The following is a 20,899-nucleotide window of genomic DNA, read 5'->3' on the forward strand; positions in this document are numbered from 1 at the left end:
CCAATGATAAGTATGAAAAGAAGCTGATGCTACCGCCACCAAAGTCGTACAGCAAATTAATGCTCCCACTTCGAGCCAATCAATCCAAAAACAGGATGCCTTAGGAACAGAAGAAGAAGGCATTCAAAGAAAACTTTCCTTGTCTAGAATCCAGCGAAGAGAATCGATCGCAGGATTACCAGTGAGATCATTACTCCAGAGACGAGGAACCCTTGATGGAGGTGAAGCAGAACCCGATTTAGAAGCTTCCATTCAAACGGCAAGAGGCGGTGGACAGTCCCTCGATCCTCATCTACAAACTAAGATGGGACAAGCGATGGGAGCGGATTTTAGTAGCGTGAGGGTGCATACGGATTCACGGTCTGATCAGTTAAATAAGTCAATCCAAGCCAAAGCCTTTACGACGGGACAAGATGTATTCTTTCGGCAGGGAGCTTATAACCCCAGTAGCAAAGGTGGTCAGGAATTGATTGCCCATGAGTTGACCCATGTCGTTCAGCAAAATGGAAGTGGGACAAAAACTGTTCAACGGCTAATTACGGCAGAAGAATTATCTTCACCAGAGAAAGCTGGTGCACCCAAACAAGACAAAAAAATTGGGATTGGGAAACTCAGCTTTACAAAAAAGATGAGTGGCTTGTATAAATCAGTTCTGATTTCACTAGATCAGTATCATAAATACAAACCTGATATTGTTAGTCCTAACAAGAGCAGACGAGATGGCAAAGCAAATTCAATCAAACAACTTCTAAGTAATATAAAGACAGCTTGCCAAAACTACTTTAATAAACATAGTGACGTTGAGACTGATCCCAGAGCAAAGCATATTTCTGCTCTTTATACTTATGCAGAAATGGAGATCCGAGCAGTTGATGCGATCGCTAAAAATCCATCTTATCAGGGAATGGATTGGAAAATGGCGATCGCACCATTCATGCGTATGCATGAACTTAGTAGTAGTGGAGCGTTAGATAATAGCCAATTTCATGGTTCTGGAGCAAGTCTACTCGATAAGATCGATGGGCGAATTATGTCTGGGGCGGCTTTAGAAAAAGCAGGCATAATTCGCGATACTGGCGAAGGTGATTTTTTTAGTCGTGCGAAGGAAGAAGATGAAAAAATTGGCGAGAAGGAATTTATCTCAACAGGGCAAGGATTGCCTGGAATGGGTACTAGTCTACAGTATGCGGTCGCCGCTAGTGATGATAAGAACTATAATACTGCTCGCTATAGTGATGATGAGTTAAAGGATGAACTAAATAAGCTTTTTGTAATTATCAACAACTGGGATAACAATCTCAATCAAGTTCCAGAAGATGACATTATGGGGGCACGGAAAAATTTGGGTCAATTCAAAAATCTTTACAACCGATTGGAAGGTGAACGCAAAATACGTGAAAATCTACCCAAAAATCATGCAAGAAGAAGGGGAGAAACATACAACGAATCAACTTATGGGCTGTTAATCGAATTTGCTAGTCACGATCTTGACATCCGCAATCCGAGACCAGATATAACCTTCAGAGATGATAACGAATCCTATCGAGCGCTTGGGGGAGAACGTAGCATTCATAACGAATCGGTAGATCTACGAGATCCTGGACGACTGTTGCGCGTTTACTGTCCACTCAATAAGATGGATACTGTCCGCGAAAAAGTCGCTAAAATTGTTCAACATCGTGAATTTGAAGTAATTCCATTTGAAGCACTTGTAAATATGCCAGACGCAATGAAATGGACTCAAATTGCTACGGCTGAGACTCTGGAAACACAATATGAAAATATGCGTAAAATGGTCTTAGAAGCCTATTCTCGAGGTATGAATACGGGTACACCGATTGACAAAAATGCGCTAACAAGAGCAGCGAAAAGGATTGGGCTAGAATAATGATAACTAGAGCGTAGAGGACACTGGTTCCTAAAGAAGTGATAGATGCTTGTAAGGCTTATCCAATAAGGATTTATTAGGACATAAGCCCCCAAAGATGAGTGGCGGCGCAAAGCGCCGCCACTCATCTTTGGGGGCTTATATCCTGACTTAAGTGACTATAGCTATAGTACAAAAATACAGTCCATGTGTTTTTGCACACATAAACTTATTAAGGTTTTATAGTTAAATAAAGTATCGAATGGCAGTATATCCAAGATTATGGATATACGAGAATTTTAGAATGGCTTAACAAAACTACTAATCTACGAATATTTGTAGTCTATATTGCAATTTCCCCTTAACGGAGTAGCAACTGCATAGGAATATTATGCGGTAATTCAATAGTTTCTACCTGTTGTTTCTAATTCCTAAAAGTCAATAATATTTATTTTACATATTATTTTATATATGAAAATTACAAAAGAAACTACAGTTCAAAATCAAAATTTAGCTAGTTCTCCAAATTTAAATCTGCAAACCAAACCCTTTGCTACACCTAACTCTGATCATTTAAATGACCTAAGTAAAGATGGCGAAAAGGAGAGTAGCCATAGAACTAATTTTTCGGGAAATTTACTTGAAAAATTAATTTCTAACTCCAATAACGAGCAAACTGGGGCAATTCAGAGAAAACCTAAAAATCGCTTAAAACTACCAATTAACGAAGGAATTAATAATTCGATTCAGGCAAAATTAAATATTGGCGAGCCCAATGATAAATATGAAAAAGAAGCCGATGAAACCGCCACAAAAGTCGTAGAGCAAATTAATTCCCATAGCCAAGAAAATTCTGTCCAAAGGCAAAATGATTCGATCTCTGAATCAACTCTGCCCACCCAGATCTCTCCACTCCAAAGAAAGTTAAAAATAAAGAGAGATAATAATGATGGAAATATACAAGCAAGCACTTTAGTTCAGAAACGTGAAGCTCTTGGAGGAGGAGAAGCCTCCACAGACTTAGAATCGTCAATTCAGAGGGCTAGAGGTAGCGGTCAATCTCTAAATCCTCATCTCCAAGAAAAGATGGGACAAGCAATGGGAGCAGATTTTAGCGATGTAAAAGTACATACCGACTCTCAGTCCGATCGCTTAAATCAGTCAATTCAGGCAAAAGCTTTTACCACGGGACAAGATGTTTTCTTTCGTCAAGGGGAGTACAACCCCAGTAGTAAATCTGGTCAGGAGTTAATTGCCCATGAGTTAACCCATGTGGTGCAACAAAATGGCAATAGATTGCGGCGCAAACCTCTGCCTAATTCTAATCAGGTGAGCCAAATCCAAGATGCTCCTACAAATCAAGTGCAAAGATTGTGGAATAAAAAGACGTTTCGCGAACATACCAAAGATGGAATATTGGATAGAAGAGGAAAAACCATCAAAAGTATCGAGCAATTGATAGATGAGTATGGTAAGCTCAATCCCTATAGCACCAAGGATCTAAAATCGACACAAGATCTTGCTAAAGAAATTCGAGAACATGTCAATAACTGGATACAGGATCATACTGGAGATAAATCTAGAAGTACTCGTATGGTTGGGATGCAAAAATTTCTTACACATCTTGATACAGAAGAAATCCCGAAGCTAAATAAAATCGAACAAGATATTCTTGATAAAAGAAATACAACAGCAGGCACTCTAGAGCTTGAAGACAGTCAGCGAACGGGAAAAATTGACGCAATCAAGAAGAAATATGAAGGTAGTGCTAAATCTTCCCTAGAAAAGGTGGGCTGGCTCATCGATGCCTCAGTGCCAAATCCTGGAGACAAGAGTAAATTAGAGATTGAGCTGAAGATTCCATGTGATCCATCAGGGATGGGCTTTGTAGGAATGCACCTAGTCTGTCAGAGCGAACGCAAAAAAGTAAAGGAACTGAACACAAGATGTGAATTGACAGTAACTGGAGGTGCTAAGTTTGCAGGGCTTGCCGAACTAAAGGCTGAAATTGGAGGATACTTCGAGTCCCAAGCCGCAGATAGTAGTAAGGTTATGCAGTTGGTATCCTATGCCATCTATCGTCGATTTGTCGAATCGAAAGTATTACCTGTGGAAATGTCTAACTATATGTGGGGTGGAACCACCAGCAGTGTAGGATACAAACGGGCTGAAAAGTGGGCAGGTAATGTTGAGAAAGAAGTTTTTGGTAAGGATGATAAAGCCTATGTCGAAACGGGGCTAGTTGGTGCGATAACCGCTCAGGGAGGAATTAAAGATGTTGGTGGTGTTGGTTTAGGTGGAAAACTGGCTGTCAAGGGTTCAGGTGGAACTAGATACGACCAAAAAGGAGTTAAGGAAGGCAAAAAACGCTTGCTTAAAGACCAAGGCGGCGGCGGTTTGGGCGATTCCTATTCCTATTCTGGACGAGGGGATGCTCAAGAGAGTATTGGTCGGAGAGTTTATCAATTGGAACCGAGCTTTGAGGCGACCTGTGCCATGTTTAAAATGAATGGGAAAGCCAAGTTTGTTTGGTTAGGCGATCCTACCAAGGAAAAAGATTTAAAAGCCAAACTTGATGAATGGTCTATTGAATGTGCTGGACAGGTTTCGATACCAATCCACCAAGGGGTGCTAGGAGGAATGCCTGCCCTTTTAGGCGATATGGTTAATTCGGTTGGTCAATCGGTAAGAAGAGCAGCAGCGTCTGAGTCTGGCTCTAAATCAAAGGGACAAATACTTGGCTTGTTGTTGGGTATGTCTGAAGACACTGCGATCGCAGGTGCTCAGGTGTTCGGCGCTCCTGCTACTCAATTTACTGTGTTTAAGCCTGGAAAATCCCTAAATGACCAGATGGGATTAGCGGGCAGCAAGGGGGAAATTGGCGTTAAGCTTGGATTTAAATACAAGAAAAAACCTGCTGATGATAAGGGTGAAATTGAGATTTCCCTTGACTATACCAAGAGCGGGCAGCTTATGTATGTAGATAAGATATTAGCTGCGCAACAAAATGCTGTTGATATGCTAACTGTAAAACAAGAAAGCTTTAGCCGACTTGCCACTTTTAAAAGAGATAAAACAGGCAATTGGGCTTGGAATCCAGAATTAGATTAATTTACTTTAACTACTAGTTTAACTGCTAGAAAGTTTTTATACTCTTAAGCGATTAAGCGATCGCCTTTATACTGACATCCACCATGAAAACTTCCCACCATCCCCTTGACCTTGAACTACAATTTCACGATCCCGAAGGCTCTCCAATCACAATGCAAGTAATAGATTTGAGCGCTGATTTCCTTGATGAAATTATCACTAGATGTGTAGTGACATTTAGTATGAGCCCAGAAATTTACCAATATATAGATACGCATGAATTATTTAATCTCTATACTGATGTGCGCAGTCAGCTATTTGGCGGAGAATTTAAACCTAATCTAAATATAGAAATTGAGGCAAAGCTGGATCCATCATTTATATTTGATATTGCTACTAAATTTAGAACAATTGAAGCATTATCAGAACATATCCAAAGTATTAATCAGAATCATCCCAATGATATTCTCCTCAACACCGAAAGCTGGTTTGCTCTAAATGTGAAGCAATTAGTAGAGTTACCGCCAGAATTTGGGGAAGGGAGTCTTAAAGTTGGCTACAGTACTTCTTGGGCGGACTAGGTAACGCTTCAATAATAAACATAAATTTCACAAACGTTAATTCGTTAATTTTTCGTGAAATAAATAAAGCTCAATAAATATTTACAGCAATTATTCGGTTAAACGAACCACAGAGAAATTCTTGAAAGTGTTGCTTCGCAACGCTTTCAAGAATTTCTCTGTGGTTCATTCGCAAAGCGCTGTAAGTTGTGTATTGTCATTTCAATTTAAATATGTGAAGCTTATTTTTACGGAATAATCGTACTTTTTTTACAGTTGATTTTTATAATTAAATTTAGAAAGCTGAAGCAATGAAGCGTACTTATCAAGAGTCTCATAAACCCATAACTTCAGCTAAACCCACAACCCTCAATTTACAAACCAGAGGCTTCTCTCCACCGCAGAGTGATGAGGATATTCCAAGGCAACCTATAAAAAATTCATCGGAAAACATATTAGAAAAAGTGATTTTTTCGTCAAAATCCGAATTTTCTCCTACATCAATTCAGAGAAAACTGAAAAATCGCTTAAGATCTATTTCCGATCTCTATACTTCTACGCCGATTCAGGCAAAGTTGAATATTGGCGAACCCAATGATAAGTACGAGAAAGAAGCAGATGACACTGCATCAAAGGTAGTTCGGCAAATCAATTTGCCAATGCAGGATAATCCTGTCCAAAAACAAGAATCAATTGAAAAAGGGGATGAGAAACTACAAAGGAAGCCCTTGATACAGAGGCGCGCAAATATTGGCGGTGGTGACGCATCACCTGATTTAGAGTCATCAATTCAAAATGCAAGGGGGCGCGGTCAGTCTCTAGATCCTCATCTCCAAAGCAAAATGGGGCAAGCAATGGGCGCAGATTTTAGTAGTATCAGATTACATACAGATGCACAGTCTGATCGCTTAAATAAATCTATTCAAGCTAAAGCATTTACAACAGGTCAAGATGTATTCTTTCGGCAAGGGGCATACGATCCGAGTAGTCGAGGTGGGCAGGAGTTGATCGCCCATGAGTTGACCCATGTTATCCAACAGGGCGCACCTGTCAAACGCAAGTTAAACATTTCTGCAATAGAACAGACTAGTTTGTTGAGTAATGATTCAACTCCAACAAATACATCTCCTGTAAATACTTCTATTCAGAGATTGATGACTGCTAAAGATTTTAAAAAAATAACTTATTCTCGCTTTCATCAAAGGAAAAGAATTGCAGCGATAGATGAATGTCTAAAAAAAATAGAACAGAGTGGGGCAGATAGTATTCTGCTATCTGAATTATTAAATGCGATCGATGCATGGCTAAATGTTGCTGATGAGGATAGTGAAAGAAGATCAGGAGTTGAGAAATTGCGCCTTGAAGTTGTTGGAGAAATCGCAAAAATTGGTGAATCTCTCAGCAATGAAATGGATCCTGATGAAATACCTACAACCAGAAAAAGACGTGGAGCCATGTCTGCCGAAGTAACTGGTGCTGGTAAGACATACAATGGTGATTTTAGTGATTTTGATAGCAAGCAATTTCGAGTGTCGGGACGTGCGCCCAATCGTCGCATCGAAGAGGTAAAACGTAAACGGATGAGAAATGGCAAGGTTGTCTACTATGCAATGGGACTTGTCACTGGATTTAATGGGAAGGCAGCGATGATTGCACCTTATCCAGAACCTATATCTTTAGGAGATTGGTATCCTCAAGTTACGCACATCAACGGTATGGCAGTTGCACCCAAGTCAGGAATTTTAAGTGCTGCGGCTTTACAAGAGTCAGTTAATAAAGCATTAGATGGACAAAATGATACAGCTTTAGGTCAAGATGCGGTGGATGTTCTCTATACCTATAGTGCACAAAGGGGAGGAACAGTGGGTGATTTGATCGATTGTATCAAAGGTAAAGTGGAAGTCAGGGATAAAGCAACGGAAAAACAGGAAGAAATTATGCTTGACGCTGTCCATCGGCAAAAAAGGGTTACCGTATCTGCCCATAGTCGTGGAACGATCAAAACAGATAATGCTGTTAGGAACGCCCATAAAATATTAACTGATGAATATCTTCCTTCTATAAGACAAAAGCGATATAAAGAAGTTCTTAATTACTGGGAAGCAAACGATTTTGGAATTGGACTCGAACCTAAGATCCTTGCGGAAATGAGTTTTAAAGGATTTGCAGCGGAGAAAGCTAAAACACAGATGAATCAATTCATTCAATTGATATATGCAGGAAACGCGGTTCAACATCCATCTGCATTTGTTGATATAAGTATCTATGTTGGTGGTCTCGATCCTGTAAGTATGTTTGTGGGAACGTATAGTGAAACAGGAAGAATGATTGATGCCGCTATTGGCAGTGGAGGTTCAGAGGACTCCGAAGTACATAGTGTAGGCAAAACGAAAGGGCATGGATTTGTCGGTAATTACATACCTGCGGTTAGTCAAGAAATTGCAAAAGACGTTAAAAAGCGTTGAGCCGACTTTCTCCTCAGCACCGAAAATTCGGTTGCTCAAAATATAGCTGTATTTTGAGCAATTATAGATATAGTCACTTTTGGAGATTAGTAGTAAAAATATTGCAATTAAAGCTAATTAATTCACAAAAATTTATATTTATATAGGCAAATGAGCGTAATTAAAAATAAAGCCGTAAAACAACTAGTTTACTCAATATTATAGGTATTGACTCTAATTTTTAATTATGTCCAGTTAATTATAAAGGTAAAATTTATATTAGAGTATAGTGTGTATAATCGAGTACTATACAAAAAATGGAGACAAGAATAATTTGCAATTTGTTCATATAGTGAAATAGAATATGCCATTTTTGCATAACTCTTACCCATCTATTAAAACAAATCCAAATAAAGAGAAAGAGAGAGAGAAAGAAAGAGATTCCAAAATAGCCAGAATCTCTTACTACTTATCTTTTTTTACAGAATTAAAGAAAGATTAAAGATTGACATATAAAGCCAATCTTATTAATCGATTATTAATCAAGAAAGATCAGTCTTTATATATCGTGGGTGAAACTAAGATATGAACCACAAAAGTGACACTTCCTCTCAAACTCCCTCGGCAGCAAAAAACATATCTATAAACTTGCAAACTAGACCATTCCCTAAATTGGCAACACCAGAGGGAGGGACTCGTGAACAAGAAGTCAGTCATAGTGGCGTTAGCTATTCTGAGAATTTGCTAGAAAAAATTATTCATACGCCAACACCTGAAGCGATCGCACCAGTTCAAAGAAAACTAAAGAATCGTCTGCAAACAATCAGCAATCAAAGCGAAACTCTCCAAACAAAACTAAATATTGGGGAGCCAGATGATAAATATGAGAAGGAAGCTGACAAGACGGCAAAGACTGTAGTCGAAAAAACTGTAGTCGAAAAAATTAATAAACCAGATATTCAAAGAACTAAGTTACCCAAACTTTCGAGAACTGATCTAGTTACCCCGATGGATTCTACTCTGCAAAATCAACCTATTCAAAAACAGGAGGTAACAGAGGAAATGGAGATAGAAAAATCACAAGAATCTCTATTAGGGTTTACAGAAAATCCAGAACCACCTCCGATTAAACCCAGAGAGATCGGTGGAAATCGACTTAGAAGAAAACCTTTGCTCCAAAGGCATGAAAATATTGGCGGTGGTGAGGCTTCTCAAAATTTAGAATCATCAATTCAAAGAATGCGTGGCAGTGGTCAACCTTTAGAGCCTAAGCTGAAATTAAAAATGGAACGGGCAATGGGAACTGATTTCAGCACTGTAAAAATACATACTGATACTCAATCCGATCGCTTAAATCAATCAATTCAGGCAAAAGCTTTTACAACGGGACAGGATGTATTCTTTCGCCAAGGAGCCTATGCCCCAACTAGTCGAGATGGTCAAGAGTTGATCGCCCATGAGTTAACTCATGTCGTGCAACAGAATGGGAATAAGCTAAGGCGATCGCTACAGCCTTTATCACCTCAGCCTTTATTTGCACAACAGCAAAAAAAATTATCCGTTCAAAGAAAATTTAACCTAAAAACATCTGAAGAAACAAGGCTATTATCTAGTGATACGGATAAGAAGCAGGAAATGGTCTCTAGTTTAGTGAATGCCTTAAAGACTAAAAAGGATGCACTAACACAATACGAAGAAAAAGGGAAAGAACAAGATATTGAGACCTATGTTAATCACCAGAATCTCAAAACAGAAATTCAAACAATGTTAGACAGTAATATTGACTATGGGGAAGTAGATATCAATAACGAGCAGCAGTTAGCTTTGTTTTATTTTCGAGTCAAGAAACAGCTAGATCCTGAACAACGGAAAAGGCAGCTAGAAACAGCTAAAGAGACAGGGCAAGCAAATGCTCAAGACTTTATCGATAAACTTGATGAAGGTTCCTATGAAGATCGAGTGAAGCATAGCGTTGGGGTTTGGGAAAATGGGAAAGAAGTTGAGAAGATTTATAACCTCGCTATTCTTGGAGCAGGAGCTAGTGCTGCCTACTATATCGAAAACAACCTAAACAATATCGATCTAGACAAAACAATTCTGATTGGCGAAGAACAACCTTGGCGGAAAGAAAGAGGTGCTAAAGGAGTAATTAATCATCCTATGAATATGATTACTCCCAAACATCAGAAAGGGAAAGAACTCCAAGATTCAGAAGGAGGGCTTGCTTCACGGCGAGATTTTTCCGATGAAGTTGATAAGGTGGTCAAACAAATCCCGCGCAAAGCCAACAAAATCCTCTCAGTCCAAAAACAAGGCTATGCGACCAAGTACTATCGTATCGATCTTGGTTCGGAAGTAGTTTATGCTCAGAATGTAGTTGTAGGCTTAGGAATTGGGAAACATAAGCTACCTGACGACATCGCAGGAAATGAACAAAAACAAGCAGACATAAAAAAATCAGAAAATGCTTTCAAGGAAAATATTCCTAGAGTTCTCAATATGGACGAGTTCCAGCGAGCTATCAGCGAAGAGACAATCACAGCGGAAGAGATTAATAGTATGGTGATTTCAGGACCTAATGCAGGTATAGATGTCGCCACTACTGCCATCAGAAAAAACATCAAAAAAGTTTCTTGGATTGTCGGAAATAGCGGTCCTATGTTTTTGCCAGGGACTGATAATGTTTTTGCAGCAAAATCGCAAAAGAAGGCAACAAAGGTTAAGGAGGAAAACGAAAAAGTCAAAAAAGATGGAGAAATTACCTATTATCAATATTATTACAACTCTGTTGATGTGGGAACTGATGGCGTAACAGTTCATTATGGAGATGGGAAAAAAGAGGATCAGGGACCTCCAATTAAGGCAGATTTACTCGTATATGCTTTAGGTCCTGATGCTAAAAGTCTCAGAGACATGTTTACACTCTCGGATGGCTACGATAACAAGGGCGATAAGATCGCCCTTGAAGCTGTCTATGACATCAATCAACATTTCAATCGAGATGATTCTGAAAATTTGGAAGCACAGTTAAGACTCTATTTTGATTATTATTTCCGAGAAAAGAAAAAAGTTGAAGAGAGTCAAGTAAAACCAGAAATAGAAAAAGCAATTGAGATCTTCAATGAAGTAATTAAAAAGATCCCCGCAAAACCCCAAGAACGTCCTGAACATCGAGCGTTTAACACTCCGATCGCGAAAAAACTACCTACAGTATTAGGTTTAAAAGCTCGCAAAGATGACAAGTATGATGAGTCTTCCCTAGAATTTATGGGTGGCTCTGCCTACCGATTAGCAGAAATTGATGAAACAAAATACGCCTACGTTTCACAGTCATTCCAAAATCTCTTAAACGATGATTTTGTCGAACTAGAGGAAAACTTTAAAACAGAAGAGTATTCAACTAATCATCTTGCTAGATTGAAGCAGTATTTAGAGTTCTGTTACGATCTTGCAAGGGACATGGAGCAAAAATCTAAATGGGAAACATGGGATAATAAATATTATACGGAACGAGTCCAAAGTTACCGAGAGACTTTGAATGATATGAGGAAAAACAACCCGTTATTCTCCGAAGTAAATGTTAAACGTTACAAAGGATTGCTGACTCGAGCTACCCATCACCAAGATATGCTTGAAGAATATTTTGCCAATCGTTTAAAAAATCCTAACGAACAGAAGGCAAGTACTCATATGGCAAAAAATCAAAAAACACTTCCGCAAAATGTTTTGCTGAGCGATCAATTAACCGCTACTCGGAGCACAATTGAAGCAAGGCAGGAAAGCATTCCATCCTATATTGTCGAAGGAGTAAATTTAATTACAGGTGACCAAACAGTTATTGCCTCGTATATCGCTTCAGCATTAGGAAATATCCCAGCCCCACTTGCCGATCATTTAACATCTCAAATCATTTTTGCTCGCAGACATATGCAGGATGAAGAAGGTCCACTTCCAGCACCTAACGTTGATGATCCTAACAGTACTTTCAATATTAACGCTCAAAATAAATTCCAAAAAACATGGAATGATTTTCTTGATAAGGCTAATAATGCCTTCTCTGCCTATGATTGATAGATTAATTAGGTTAAAATGATGGCTGAATAGTCAGTCTAATTGCTAACAATTCATTTAGGATTGCCAATGTTGCGTAATTACCTTTTGTCTGGCGCGATCGCCTTATCTTCCTATATCGCGATCGCTCAAGCAGCGATCGCCAATCCTATCGATCAATTGCTAGAAACGAGAGCTTGTCCTGAATGCGACTTAAGCAATGCCAATCTAGTCGAGGCAAAACTTAGCGGCGCAAATCTGAGTTTGGCAAAAATGCGAGGGGCAGATTTACAAAAAGCAAATTTAGTTGGGGCAAACTTGATCGGCACCTATCTCAAGGATGCAAATTTTCAAGGGGCAAATTTGCGATGGGCAAACTTTACTAATGCCGATTTAGAAAATGTGGACTTCCGTGGGGCAGACTTGAGGGGCGCAAAGTTTAACGCCGCTTTGTTAAAGGATGTTAATTCGCAAAAAAGCCTTTTTTGCCGCACGATCATGACCGATGGCAAGCTAAATAATCGGGATTGTCGAGTATCTGGCGACTAGTTTATTATCAGCGCAGTCTCATAATCTCGTTAACCCAGCGCAAACGCTCGGTATGGGTGAGGTTCAGAATATCTTCCTTTGACCAATGGAAGTAAAAAGCAATGAAGGCTACCTCTTCATATAACCTCTCCAAAGGGTAGCCTATAATTCCCCCGATGCATTGACATTCTGGGGTTGCAATTCACTAAATAAATCTTGCAAATAGAAAAAATCTGGTAAAAATAGCTGTTCTAGTTGTTGAGGGATAACTTTATTTAAGTTGCCTAACTTAGCGATCGCTTGGGCCAGTAATAAAAACACAATATCCATCTGGGGATTGGCGCTTGCTAATTTCTGTACAGTTAGTTCATCCTTAGCTGTCAAAAGTTTCATGAGCCCGCGATCGTGCAGATCGCCACGGGCATCAACAAATCCCTTAGGCAATTTAAACTCAAATTCGTCTTCGATCATAGGTAGTCCTAGGAAAGTATTTACATTTAAGGGTATACAGCGCAAAGCGCTGTATACCCTTAAATATTTAGCACTAACCGATCATAATGCCAATTCCCCAAATGGCGTTGCCATTTTGGGAATCTCAAAACCTTATACCAATTCACGCAAGTGGGACAACACTTAAGTGAATTATAGCTATATTCACTTAAGTCAGGAAATCAAACCCTATAGAGAGTTGCGGCGCGAAGCGCCGCAACTCTCTATGGGGTTTGATTTTTGTCCTAACATTACTGACTAGAGCTATAAAAACTAAACCTAGTAAGGGTTTTCAAGTTAAGCGTAGGGTTATTTTTGACTCGGTGGAACTTCCGACGGTAAAAGCATACCTCCCGATCGCCTATTGCCAGAGCCATTAGAAGCGCTATTAGGGATTAACGGCGAATCAATTTCAGGGATATCGGGAGGCAAAGCAATGGGTGGGGGAGTTTCTGATTTAGGTGCGGGGGGTGGAGCGATCGTTTGGACGATGAAGGAACGCATAACTACCTGCCCATCGGGATTAGTCACTTGCAGGGTATAGGTTACCTCGCCAGATTTGGGACTGAGGGGCAAGGCAAGTTGTCCTACCGCCGCAATATTGCCTGGAGCAGGAAGTAGATCGATCTTGGCGGCTGCCGAAGCTTCTATTTTCCACGATAGGGTTAGAATCGAAGGGACATCGGGATTGAGATTAAAGGAATACTGCGGTAAGGCATCCTGACCATTAACCTTTAGCTCCAAAATTTTGGCAGGATAAGGCGCAATTTTGGCAATTTCAGTTTTTCTCGTCACGGGAACCGCCTTGGGATCCTCTGGAGGCTTAGTCGGCACAATCGCTAATTCAAAAATGTAGTTGCCTGAAGCCTTTGCCTCTGTAGGGACATTCCTACAGGTCATTTCATCGTTAGCGATCGTACAATAGGGACTTAGCGATCGCGGCAGACCTTCAGCAAAAACAAATCGCAAGGGAGGACTCTTAACTTCACCTTCAGGCGATCGTCCCACTAGAGTTAACTCCCTCACTTGACTGGCATTGGATATGCGCCAGTTGAGCCTTACTTCATTATCAAGATCGGGCTTGGGTCGGATAATTCGGAACTTATTTGCCTCGCCCCCGATCCCAAGGGCTGTTAAAAACACTCTCTTCTCCAAGGCTCCTGCAAGTAAACTCAATTCTGAACTTGAAACAGTACTTGAAACAGTACTTGAAGTAGATGCTGTATCGCTAGTTGCATCACTTGATCGAGAATCAGAGGGTCGAGAATCGGCGACATTACTAGAAACAGATCCTGATGTTGATAGAGATTCTGGAGATGGATTATCCCCTGTTTTCACGGGCTTGGATACAACCACTGGCAAAACTGGTTTGGACTCCGTATAAAGCGGTTTAGTTGAGGTAAATTCGACAATCTGAGATTGCGGTAATGGTTCCACTAAAATCTTGCTGGTTTTGACCAAAGGAATCGCCGCCGTCTTTGGATTTTTTGATGATAGATTCATCTGAAAAATATATTGGCTCGGCTTCCGCGCATCAGTGGGCACATTCTGACACAGGAGCTCGCGATCAATTACGCAATAGTCTTTGAGTTCAGGAGGAATGCCCTTCGTAAAGTTATAGACTACAGGCTGACTGAGAATCTTTTCGTCGGGAGATAAACCCTCTACTCTAATTTCGCGCACCAATTCAGGGTAGGAAATCCGCCAGCGTAAGCGAATCGCTTCATTTTCTGATTCTTTATAAGTTGAGGATTCAGAAGTAAACTCCACTACCTGTGGAACGTCGGGTGGACGAAAGAAGAACCACCAAATTAAAAAAATTACCGTCCCAATTAGCCCCAAAATTCCCAAAATCAAGAGGACAAATTGCCACCAAGGACGGGCAGGGACTAATACGTTACCTAGGTAGCGATCATTGGGCAGGAGGGCATCCTGCTTATCCTCCAATTCGATAATAAAACTGAGATAGCGATCGCCCCAAAATTTCGGCTTACACTTTTTCGTCGTTTCGATCGCAATATTTACCTTGACCGTTCCAAAGGGAGAAATTTTAATTTCTTCCTGCTCCAAGTTGTAGATCAACAATCCTTCCTGTTCAGGACTGCTAGCCCGCAAGGTTAATTCACGCGCAATATTTCCCTTACTTTTAAAGCGCATTTCGTAAACGGAAGGCTGATTATTCACCCTTGTGAGGATCGTCACCAATTGGATATCCAGTTGATAGGTAGGGAGAATCTCAAAATATGCAATGTCTAGTAGTGATAAATCTGGATTGTTAGCCGAATGAACTCGAATAGTTGGGGCGTAAATACCAGCCCACACATCTAAAGGGGGCTTGAGAATGAGATTAATCTGTCCTTGAGTGTCAGGATTAAGGGGCAAACCATCGGCAGCCTCAACAACTCCTGCTAGGGCTAGACCTTCAGGATAATAAATAGAAAACCATTTCGGATCAAGATCGGGAATGGTCACCCGAAAGCGATCAACCCTTTCCGAGCGGTTGGTAACACCAATCAGCAATTGCCAAATCTCACCCGATCGCATGGGATGGGGATTGTCAGAGGTGGTGCGCGGCAGAGTCACAAAGGTGGGATCGTTAACCCTGACTACTTCTTGCAACGCAGGAAGCACGATGACCCGCCCTTTATATTGGATCGGTGTATGTTCTGGATAATGCTGGGGCGCGTCGATAATTAGGGTATAGCCATATTCATCGGGCGTAGTAGTGGGGGGAACTTGAATCTGGAATACCACTTCGCAGCTCTGCCCCACACTCAGAGCTAAGGTCTCAGATGGATAAGGACACCAAGCATAGATCGAACTTGAGTCTCGATCGAGCGCAACGCTAATTACGGCACTGCGATCGCCTTGATTGGTAACCGTAATACATAGCTCAAAGCTCTCCCCCGTAGTGATCGAGACTACCCCCGATGGATTGAGAATAATTGATAGGGGGCGAATGGCAACAGATGCCGATGCTATGTTACCTAGCGCTTCAGTGTTCTGTTGATTGCGAAAATCAATTTCATAGTAGATCAGCCCCTGATTTTGCCGCATTTCAATAAACCCTTGGCTCACTAAAGCCTCAAGATCGTTGCGGATATCCTCGAGATCGGCTTCAGTATAAGCAGCGATCGCCTCCAACGTCACCTGTTGCTGACGCATAATCCAATGCAGAATATGATGTTGCCTTGGGGATAGGGTCAAAATATCCACCATGCTCAAGCCTGCATTTTGCTCTGTATCGCTGTTATCAGTATTTGAGGCAAAGATGCTTGGTTCGCTCCTCATATTATGCGGGATTTTCTTAGGTAATTAGGTCAAAGATTATAATTAAGAATACAGCCCAAAGCCCTATGAAAAGTTTAAGTAATCACAAATTACTCAATTACCCAGCAATATCGAGCATTATTATGACGCTAAATTATGACGCTAAATTATGACGTTAAATAAAGTGATAACCCAAGGTCGAGATTTGTAACCCATAATCTTTCACTATGCTAGCTAATGGGATTATACAGCCCTTTGCACTCAAACTCGGCATCGGGAAACTAGGGAAAGCGTTGCTTGATAACGCCTTCCGTAACTTACTTGGAGTCATAGCGATCGCAAATAGCTATAGGCGATCAACAAAGTTATAAGTAGTTCGGCATAATTAAAAACCAAAACCAGAGAGCATACCGCCCGCTGTGCGGGCGGTATGCTCTTCTAGATTTTAAGTTTACTTATGCCTAGCTACTTACCAAGTTACTTACCAAGTTAAGAAATAGCTACGCCATTTCTTAACTTGCAAACCCTTACTAGATTTAGTTTTTAATTCACAAAAGTGTTGTCTCACTTTTGTGAATTGGTATTAAGCCAAAATTATCGAAACACCTAACAAAACACCTAGCAAAACACTAGCAAAATGCGAGTAATAACCCATGAATGAAGACGAACTCAAACAACGCCTAAATCTAGAGATGGAGACGATGAGCGTTAATAAGCTGACTGAAACCGCTAATCTCGCCCTATCCTTGGGCTTAATTGCTGGACATGGATTTCGGGGCGGGAAATATGAAATTTTAAGTCAAGGGAAGGTCATCTTATTGCCAGTTAACGAAGCAGAAACTTATTTAGAGCAATTGATCCAGACATTAACCAAATAAGCATGACAGTATCGCCAATTCCTATCGTTAATAATGACTGGCTAAAATCCAGCCAGTACGATCTATTCATCGAGATCTCCCGATTGCGTTTTACCGTAGAGCAAAAAATCGCCACCAGAAAAGGAGAGCCCTTAGAATCACCTACTACAAATTTTCCCCGTCTTCCAATCATAGATAGTTATTTAAATCTGCTATGCACAAACTTCTCTCTTTCTAATTTTGAGAGAGATATTTTGCTTTTATGTGCGGCAATAGAATTCGATCCCAGTTGGGGCGAACTTTTTGCGGAAATCACAGGGGATCTCAAACAAACCTATCCCACCTTTAGCCTAGCAATGTCATTGCTAGATTCGGGTGACTGGTTAGCTTTTTCCCCTGCCGCCAATTTACGCCAATGGCATCTAGTGGAGATTGGTGTGGGCAATTCTCTTACCTCAAGTCCATTGCGGATTAACGAACGAATCCTGCATTATTTAATGGGAGATCAGCATCTGGACGAGCGGTTACTCAAACTATGTGAGCCTATAGTTGCGAATCCAGTTCAGATTGAATCCCATCGACAAATCGTCAAACAAGCGATCGCTACTTGGATCAGTGTGTCAGAATCTGATGAATATGATCGATTGCCCGTGCTCCAACTCTGTGGCGAAGATGTAGCCAGTAAAACCGAGATCGCCATGGAAATTTGTAGAGAGCTAGGGCTGACTCTGTATAAAGTCTCGGCAAATATTTTGCCTAACGATCTCAGTCATCTCCAGTTAATTGCTCAACTCTGCGAGCGGGAATATACGCTAGGGATGATGGCTCTATTACTAGACTGCGATCGCGACGAATATCCGCAACCCAGCCAAGAGACTGCGATCAGCTATCTAACCGAGATTCTTAACTGTCCGACGATCATCAGCAGTCAGAGTCGTCGCCGTCAACACCAACGTACGATTATGACCTTTGATGTGCGATCGCCTTCCATCCCAGAGCAACAAGCTTTATGGGAAAAGGCTCTCAGCGATCTTGATGTCTCTGACTCCCTCAATGGCTCTATTCACCAACTCGTCTCCTATTTCAACCTCTCGCCTACCCATATCTACAATGCATCTCTCAAGGCTAAAAGCCTACACCAAAAAGAATCGAGCCATACATTCCATCAATCCCTCTGGCTAGCCTGCCGCACCCAGTCACGCCCAAGACTGAACGAACTCGCTCAAAGTGTAGAAACAACTGCTAACTGGGAAGATCTCATTTTACCCACCAAGGAAAAAATTGTCCTGCAAGATATTGCCGCCCATGTCCGCCAGCGCTTAACCGTCTATGAGAAATGGGGATTCGCAGGCAGAAGTCGGCGCGGCTTAGGAATTAGCGCTCTGTTCGCAGGTAGTAGCGGCACAGGGAAAACAATGGCAGCAGAAGTATTGGGCAATGAGCTCCAGCTCGATGTCTATCGGGTCGATCTCAGTTCGGTGATCGATAAATATATTGGTGAAACCGAAAAAAATCTCAAGCGCATTTTTGATGCAGCGGAAGGGGGCGGCGTAATTTTACTATTTGACGAAGCAGATGCTCTCTTTGGCAAACGAACGGAAGTAAAGGATAGCCACGATCGCCATGCCAATGTCGGGGTCAGTTACTTATTGCAGAGAATGGAAGCCTATCGCGGGCTTGCCGTTCTCACGACTAATCTGAAAAACTCCCTCGATCAAGCCTTCTTAAGGCGACTGCGCTTTGTCATTCAATTTCCTTTTCCCGATGCCGAGCAACGGGCAGAAATCTGGCGCAGAGCTTTTCCCAAGCAAACACCCATCCTCGATCTCGACTATATCAAACTTGGCAAACTCAGCGTTGCGGGTGGTAATATTCGCAACATTGCCCTCAATTCTGCCTTCATTGCTGCGGATCGTAACGAGCCCGTCCAAATGAAACATATCTTGCAGGCAGCAAAGATCGAATATATAAAACTGGAAAAGCCGATGATGGATGCGGAAGTAAAAGGATGGGTTTAAGTAGCTAAGAAAACCAGAGAGTGTACCGCCCGCGTAGCGGGCGGTACACTCTCTGGTTTTGGTTTTTAATTCACACAAGTGTTGTCACACTTATGGTAAATTTCGCAGGCTTGCGGATTTTAAGTTTATTTATACTTAGCTACTTACGATAAAATCTGAACATGAGTATAGCCAAGTCCCCTATTGTCCTTGTCAAAAGATCGGTTTGGAATAAACCGATCGCAACTGCGATCGCTATTGTGTCTATCTTCGCCAGCATCACGACAACATCAGTAACATCGACAATCGCCGCCAATCAAAGCCATGTCGATCAACTGATCAAAACCAAAGAATGTTCGGAATGCGATCTCCCCGATGCGAGATTGGGCGGAGCAGACTTAATCGGGGCAAATATTAGGGATGCCGATCTCCGCAAAGCTGATCTGAGAGGAGCAAAGCTAGATGGGGCAAAGTTTATGCGATCAAATATGTTAGGTGCAGATCTGCGCTTTGCATTGCTATCGGGAGCAGATTTTTTAAACGCAAACCTCTTAGAAGCCAAACTTGAAGGGGCAAATCTATTTCGGGCAAATCTCAAATATGCCAATCTCGAACGAGCGATTTTCCCTCAAGCTTCCTTAAAGAACGCCGATCTACAATTTGCCAAATTAATCGGCGCTAAAATCAATGGAGCTAATTTTGAATCTGCTAATCTCTCCTTAGCCGATCTCGAAAAAACCGATCTCACGAACTCGCGTCTAAAGAGAGCAAATCTCCGCAGAGCCAATTTGAGCGAATCCAATCTGACAAGAGCAAACCTAGAAGGTGCAAGTTTGGAAGGAACGACCTTTGCGGGTGCAAATCTATTTCATGCCGATCTGCGATCGAGCAAAATCGATAGCGATACATTTTTCGAGCCAAAGTGGTTCCTCGTCTGGAAGGTTGTCAATCAAAGATTAGAAGGGCAACCCCTCGTTGAGGCAGATCTATCAGGAGGAAACTTTGAGAAGGCAAATCTTGCGGGCACAAATTTAGAAGGAGCAAACTTTACTGAAGCCTATCTATTTATTACCAATCTCCGCCGCAGCAATCTGGTGCGGGTTAAATTTAATGCCGCTAATTTGCGCTATGCCGACCTTACCAAGGCAAATCTCACGGAAGCCGACTTTGAGGGAGCACAATTATCCGATGCTAATTTAGAAGGAGCGAATCTTCGCCTTGCCAATTTACGGGAGAGCATTATTAATGAAGAAACGGTTCTCGATCGCAAGTGGCGTACCGTTTGGGAAATCGTCAATCGTGGCGGCGAAGATCGCAATTTCAGAGGCACTGATTTATCAGGCGCAAACTTACGTTTGGCAAGGCTAAGGGGAGCGCAGCTAGTGGATGCCGATCTCAATCAATCTGATTTGCGTGGTGCAGATTTTGTCGGGGCAAACTTACAACGCACTAATTTCTCAGGTGCAAATCTCACGGGTGCAAATCTGCGGGGTGCGGTGATGCAAGGTACTAACTTTTGTGGCGCGACGATGCCCGATGGCACTGTAGGAAAATGCCAGTAATACCAATTCCCAAAATGGCAACGCCATTTTGGGAATTGGTATTAACGTCAGTTCGAGTTAAGCTGGCAAATTTTAAAAGCCCAAAAGTAAAAGCCTTGCTACGCAAGGCTTTTACTTTTGGGCTTAGAGAAAGGGTTTGCGCAGCAAACCCTTTCTCTAAGCCCGTTTCAAATTATCCCGAACTC

12 protein-coding genes are annotated in these 20,899 nt (G+C 41.5%); 9 read left to right on the forward strand and 3 right to left on the reverse strand.

The annotated features are described in order from the left end of the window. Window positions 1-139 precede the first annotated feature (139 nt). From PSE7429_RS09825 to PSE7429_RS24365, 6 genes are all read left to right on the forward strand, one after another. Window positions 140-1,888, forward strand: a complete 1,749-nt coding sequence (locus tag PSE7429_RS09825) for an eCIS core domain-containing protein (RefSeq protein ID WP_040688063.1) — start codon at window positions 140-142, stop codon at window positions 1,886-1,888. 450 nt (window positions 1,889-2,338) lie between these two features. Further along, window positions 2,339-4,978 carry an eCIS core domain-containing protein gene (locus PSE7429_RS09830; RefSeq protein WP_009627005.1) on the forward strand — a complete coding sequence of 880 codons (2,640 nt, stop codon included), beginning with the start codon at window positions 2,339-2,341 and terminating at the stop codon, window positions 4,976-4,978. Window positions 4,979-5,061: 83 nt separating this feature from the next. Then, entirely contained in the window at window positions 5,062-5,538 is a 477-nt protein-coding gene (locus tag PSE7429_RS09835) for a hypothetical protein (RefSeq protein WP_009627006.1), read from the forward strand. A gap of 290 nt (window positions 5,539-5,828) precedes the next feature. After that, a complete protein-coding gene (locus PSE7429_RS27175; RefSeq protein ID WP_009627007.1) occupies window positions 5,829-7,982 on the forward strand; it encodes an eCIS core domain-containing protein in 2,154 nt (717 codons plus the stop codon). A gap of 564 nt (window positions 7,983-8,546) precedes the next feature. Then, on the forward strand, window positions 8,547-12,032 hold the full coding sequence (locus tag PSE7429_RS23515) for an eCIS core domain-containing protein (protein ID WP_009627008.1): 3,486 nt from the start codon (window positions 8,547-8,549) through the stop codon (window positions 12,030-12,032). 69 nt (window positions 12,033-12,101) lie between these two features. Beyond that, the gene (locus tag PSE7429_RS24365) at window positions 12,102-12,560 is read left to right on the forward strand and encodes a pentapeptide repeat-containing protein (protein ID WP_009627009.1); all 459 of its coding nucleotides are present in this window, start codon (window positions 12,102-12,104) and stop codon (window positions 12,558-12,560) included. A gap of 7 nt (window positions 12,561-12,567) precedes the next feature. On the opposite strand, the gene PSE7429_RS27935 is transcribed toward PSE7429_RS24365, so the two are convergent. From PSE7429_RS27935 to PSE7429_RS23520, 3 genes are all read right to left on the reverse strand, one after another. After that, window positions 12,568-12,693, reverse strand: a complete 126-nt coding sequence (locus PSE7429_RS27935) for a DUF6760 family protein (RefSeq protein WP_407681158.1) — start codon at window positions 12,691-12,693, stop codon at window positions 12,568-12,570. Window positions 12,694-12,701: 8 nt separating this feature from the next. Then, window positions 12,702-13,010 (reverse strand): hypothetical protein, encoded by a 309-nt coding sequence (locus PSE7429_RS09860; RefSeq protein WP_009627010.1) that lies wholly within the window; start codon window positions 13,008-13,010, stop codon window positions 12,702-12,704. Window positions 13,011-13,337: 327 nt separating this feature from the next. After that, window positions 13,338-16,319 carry a COG1470 family protein gene (locus PSE7429_RS23520; protein ID WP_009627011.1) on the reverse strand — a complete coding sequence of 994 codons (2,982 nt, stop codon included), beginning with the start codon at window positions 16,317-16,319 and terminating at the stop codon, window positions 13,338-13,340. Between the two features lie 632 nt (window positions 16,320-16,951). Between PSE7429_RS23520 and PSE7429_RS09870 the strand changes: the two genes are divergently transcribed. The 3 genes from PSE7429_RS09870 to PSE7429_RS09880 all read left to right on the forward strand — a co-directional run bounded on the left by PSE7429_RS09870 (window position 16,952) and on the right by PSE7429_RS09880 (window position 20,714). Continuing rightward, complete coding sequence (locus PSE7429_RS09870) at window positions 16,952-17,176, forward strand: hypothetical protein (protein ID WP_009627012.1); 225 nt, start codon at window positions 16,952-16,954, stop codon at window positions 17,174-17,176. Between the two features lie 2 nt (window positions 17,177-17,178). Continuing rightward, the gene (locus PSE7429_RS09875; protein WP_009627013.1) at window positions 17,179-19,173 is read left to right on the forward strand and encodes an ATP-binding protein; all 1,995 of its coding nucleotides are present in this window, start codon (window positions 17,179-17,181) and stop codon (window positions 19,171-19,173) included. 161 nt (window positions 19,174-19,334) lie between these two features. Further along, the gene (locus PSE7429_RS09880) at window positions 19,335-20,714 is read left to right on the forward strand and encodes a pentapeptide repeat-containing protein (protein ID WP_009627014.1); all 1,380 of its coding nucleotides are present in this window, start codon (window positions 19,335-19,337) and stop codon (window positions 20,712-20,714) included. Window positions 20,715-20,899: the final 185 nt, after the last annotated feature.

It is taken from the genome of Pseudanabaena biceps PCC 7429 (assembly GCF_000332215.1).
Taxonomy (GTDB): Bacteria; Cyanobacteriota; Cyanobacteriia; order Pseudanabaenales; family Pseudanabaenaceae; genus Pseudanabaena; species Pseudanabaena biceps.

Coding starts and splice junctions, on each gene's coding strand:
- PSE7429_RS24365 (WP_009627009.1), top strand. CDS start 12,102: ATGTTGCGTAATTACCTTTTGTCTGGCGCGATCGCCTTATCTTCCTAT.
- PSE7429_RS23520 (WP_009627011.1), bottom strand. CDS start 16,319: ATGAGGAGCGAACCAAGCATCTTTGCCTCAAATACTGATAACAGCGAT.
- PSE7429_RS09875 (WP_009627013.1), top strand. CDS start 17,179: ATGACAGTATCGCCAATTCCTATCGTTAATAATGACTGGCTAAAATCC.
- PSE7429_RS23515 (WP_009627008.1), top strand. CDS start 8,547: ATGAACCACAAAAGTGACACTTCCTCTCAAACTCCCTCGGCAGCAAAA.
- PSE7429_RS09860 (WP_009627010.1), bottom strand. CDS start 13,010: ATGATCGAAGACGAATTTGAGTTTAAATTGCCTAAGGGATTTGTTGAT.
- PSE7429_RS09835 (WP_009627006.1), top strand. CDS start 5,062: ATGAAAACTTCCCACCATCCCCTTGACCTTGAACTACAATTTCACGAT.
- PSE7429_RS09830 (WP_009627005.1), top strand. CDS start 2,339: ATGAAAATTACAAAAGAAACTACAGTTCAAAATCAAAATTTAGCTAGT.
- PSE7429_RS09870 (WP_009627012.1), top strand. CDS start 16,952: ATGAATGAAGACGAACTCAAACAACGCCTAAATCTAGAGATGGAGACG.
- PSE7429_RS27175 (WP_009627007.1), top strand. CDS start 5,829: ATGAAGCGTACTTATCAAGAGTCTCATAAACCCATAACTTCAGCTAAA.
- PSE7429_RS09880 (WP_009627014.1), top strand. CDS start 19,335: ATGAGTATAGCCAAGTCCCCTATTGTCCTTGTCAAAAGATCGGTTTGG.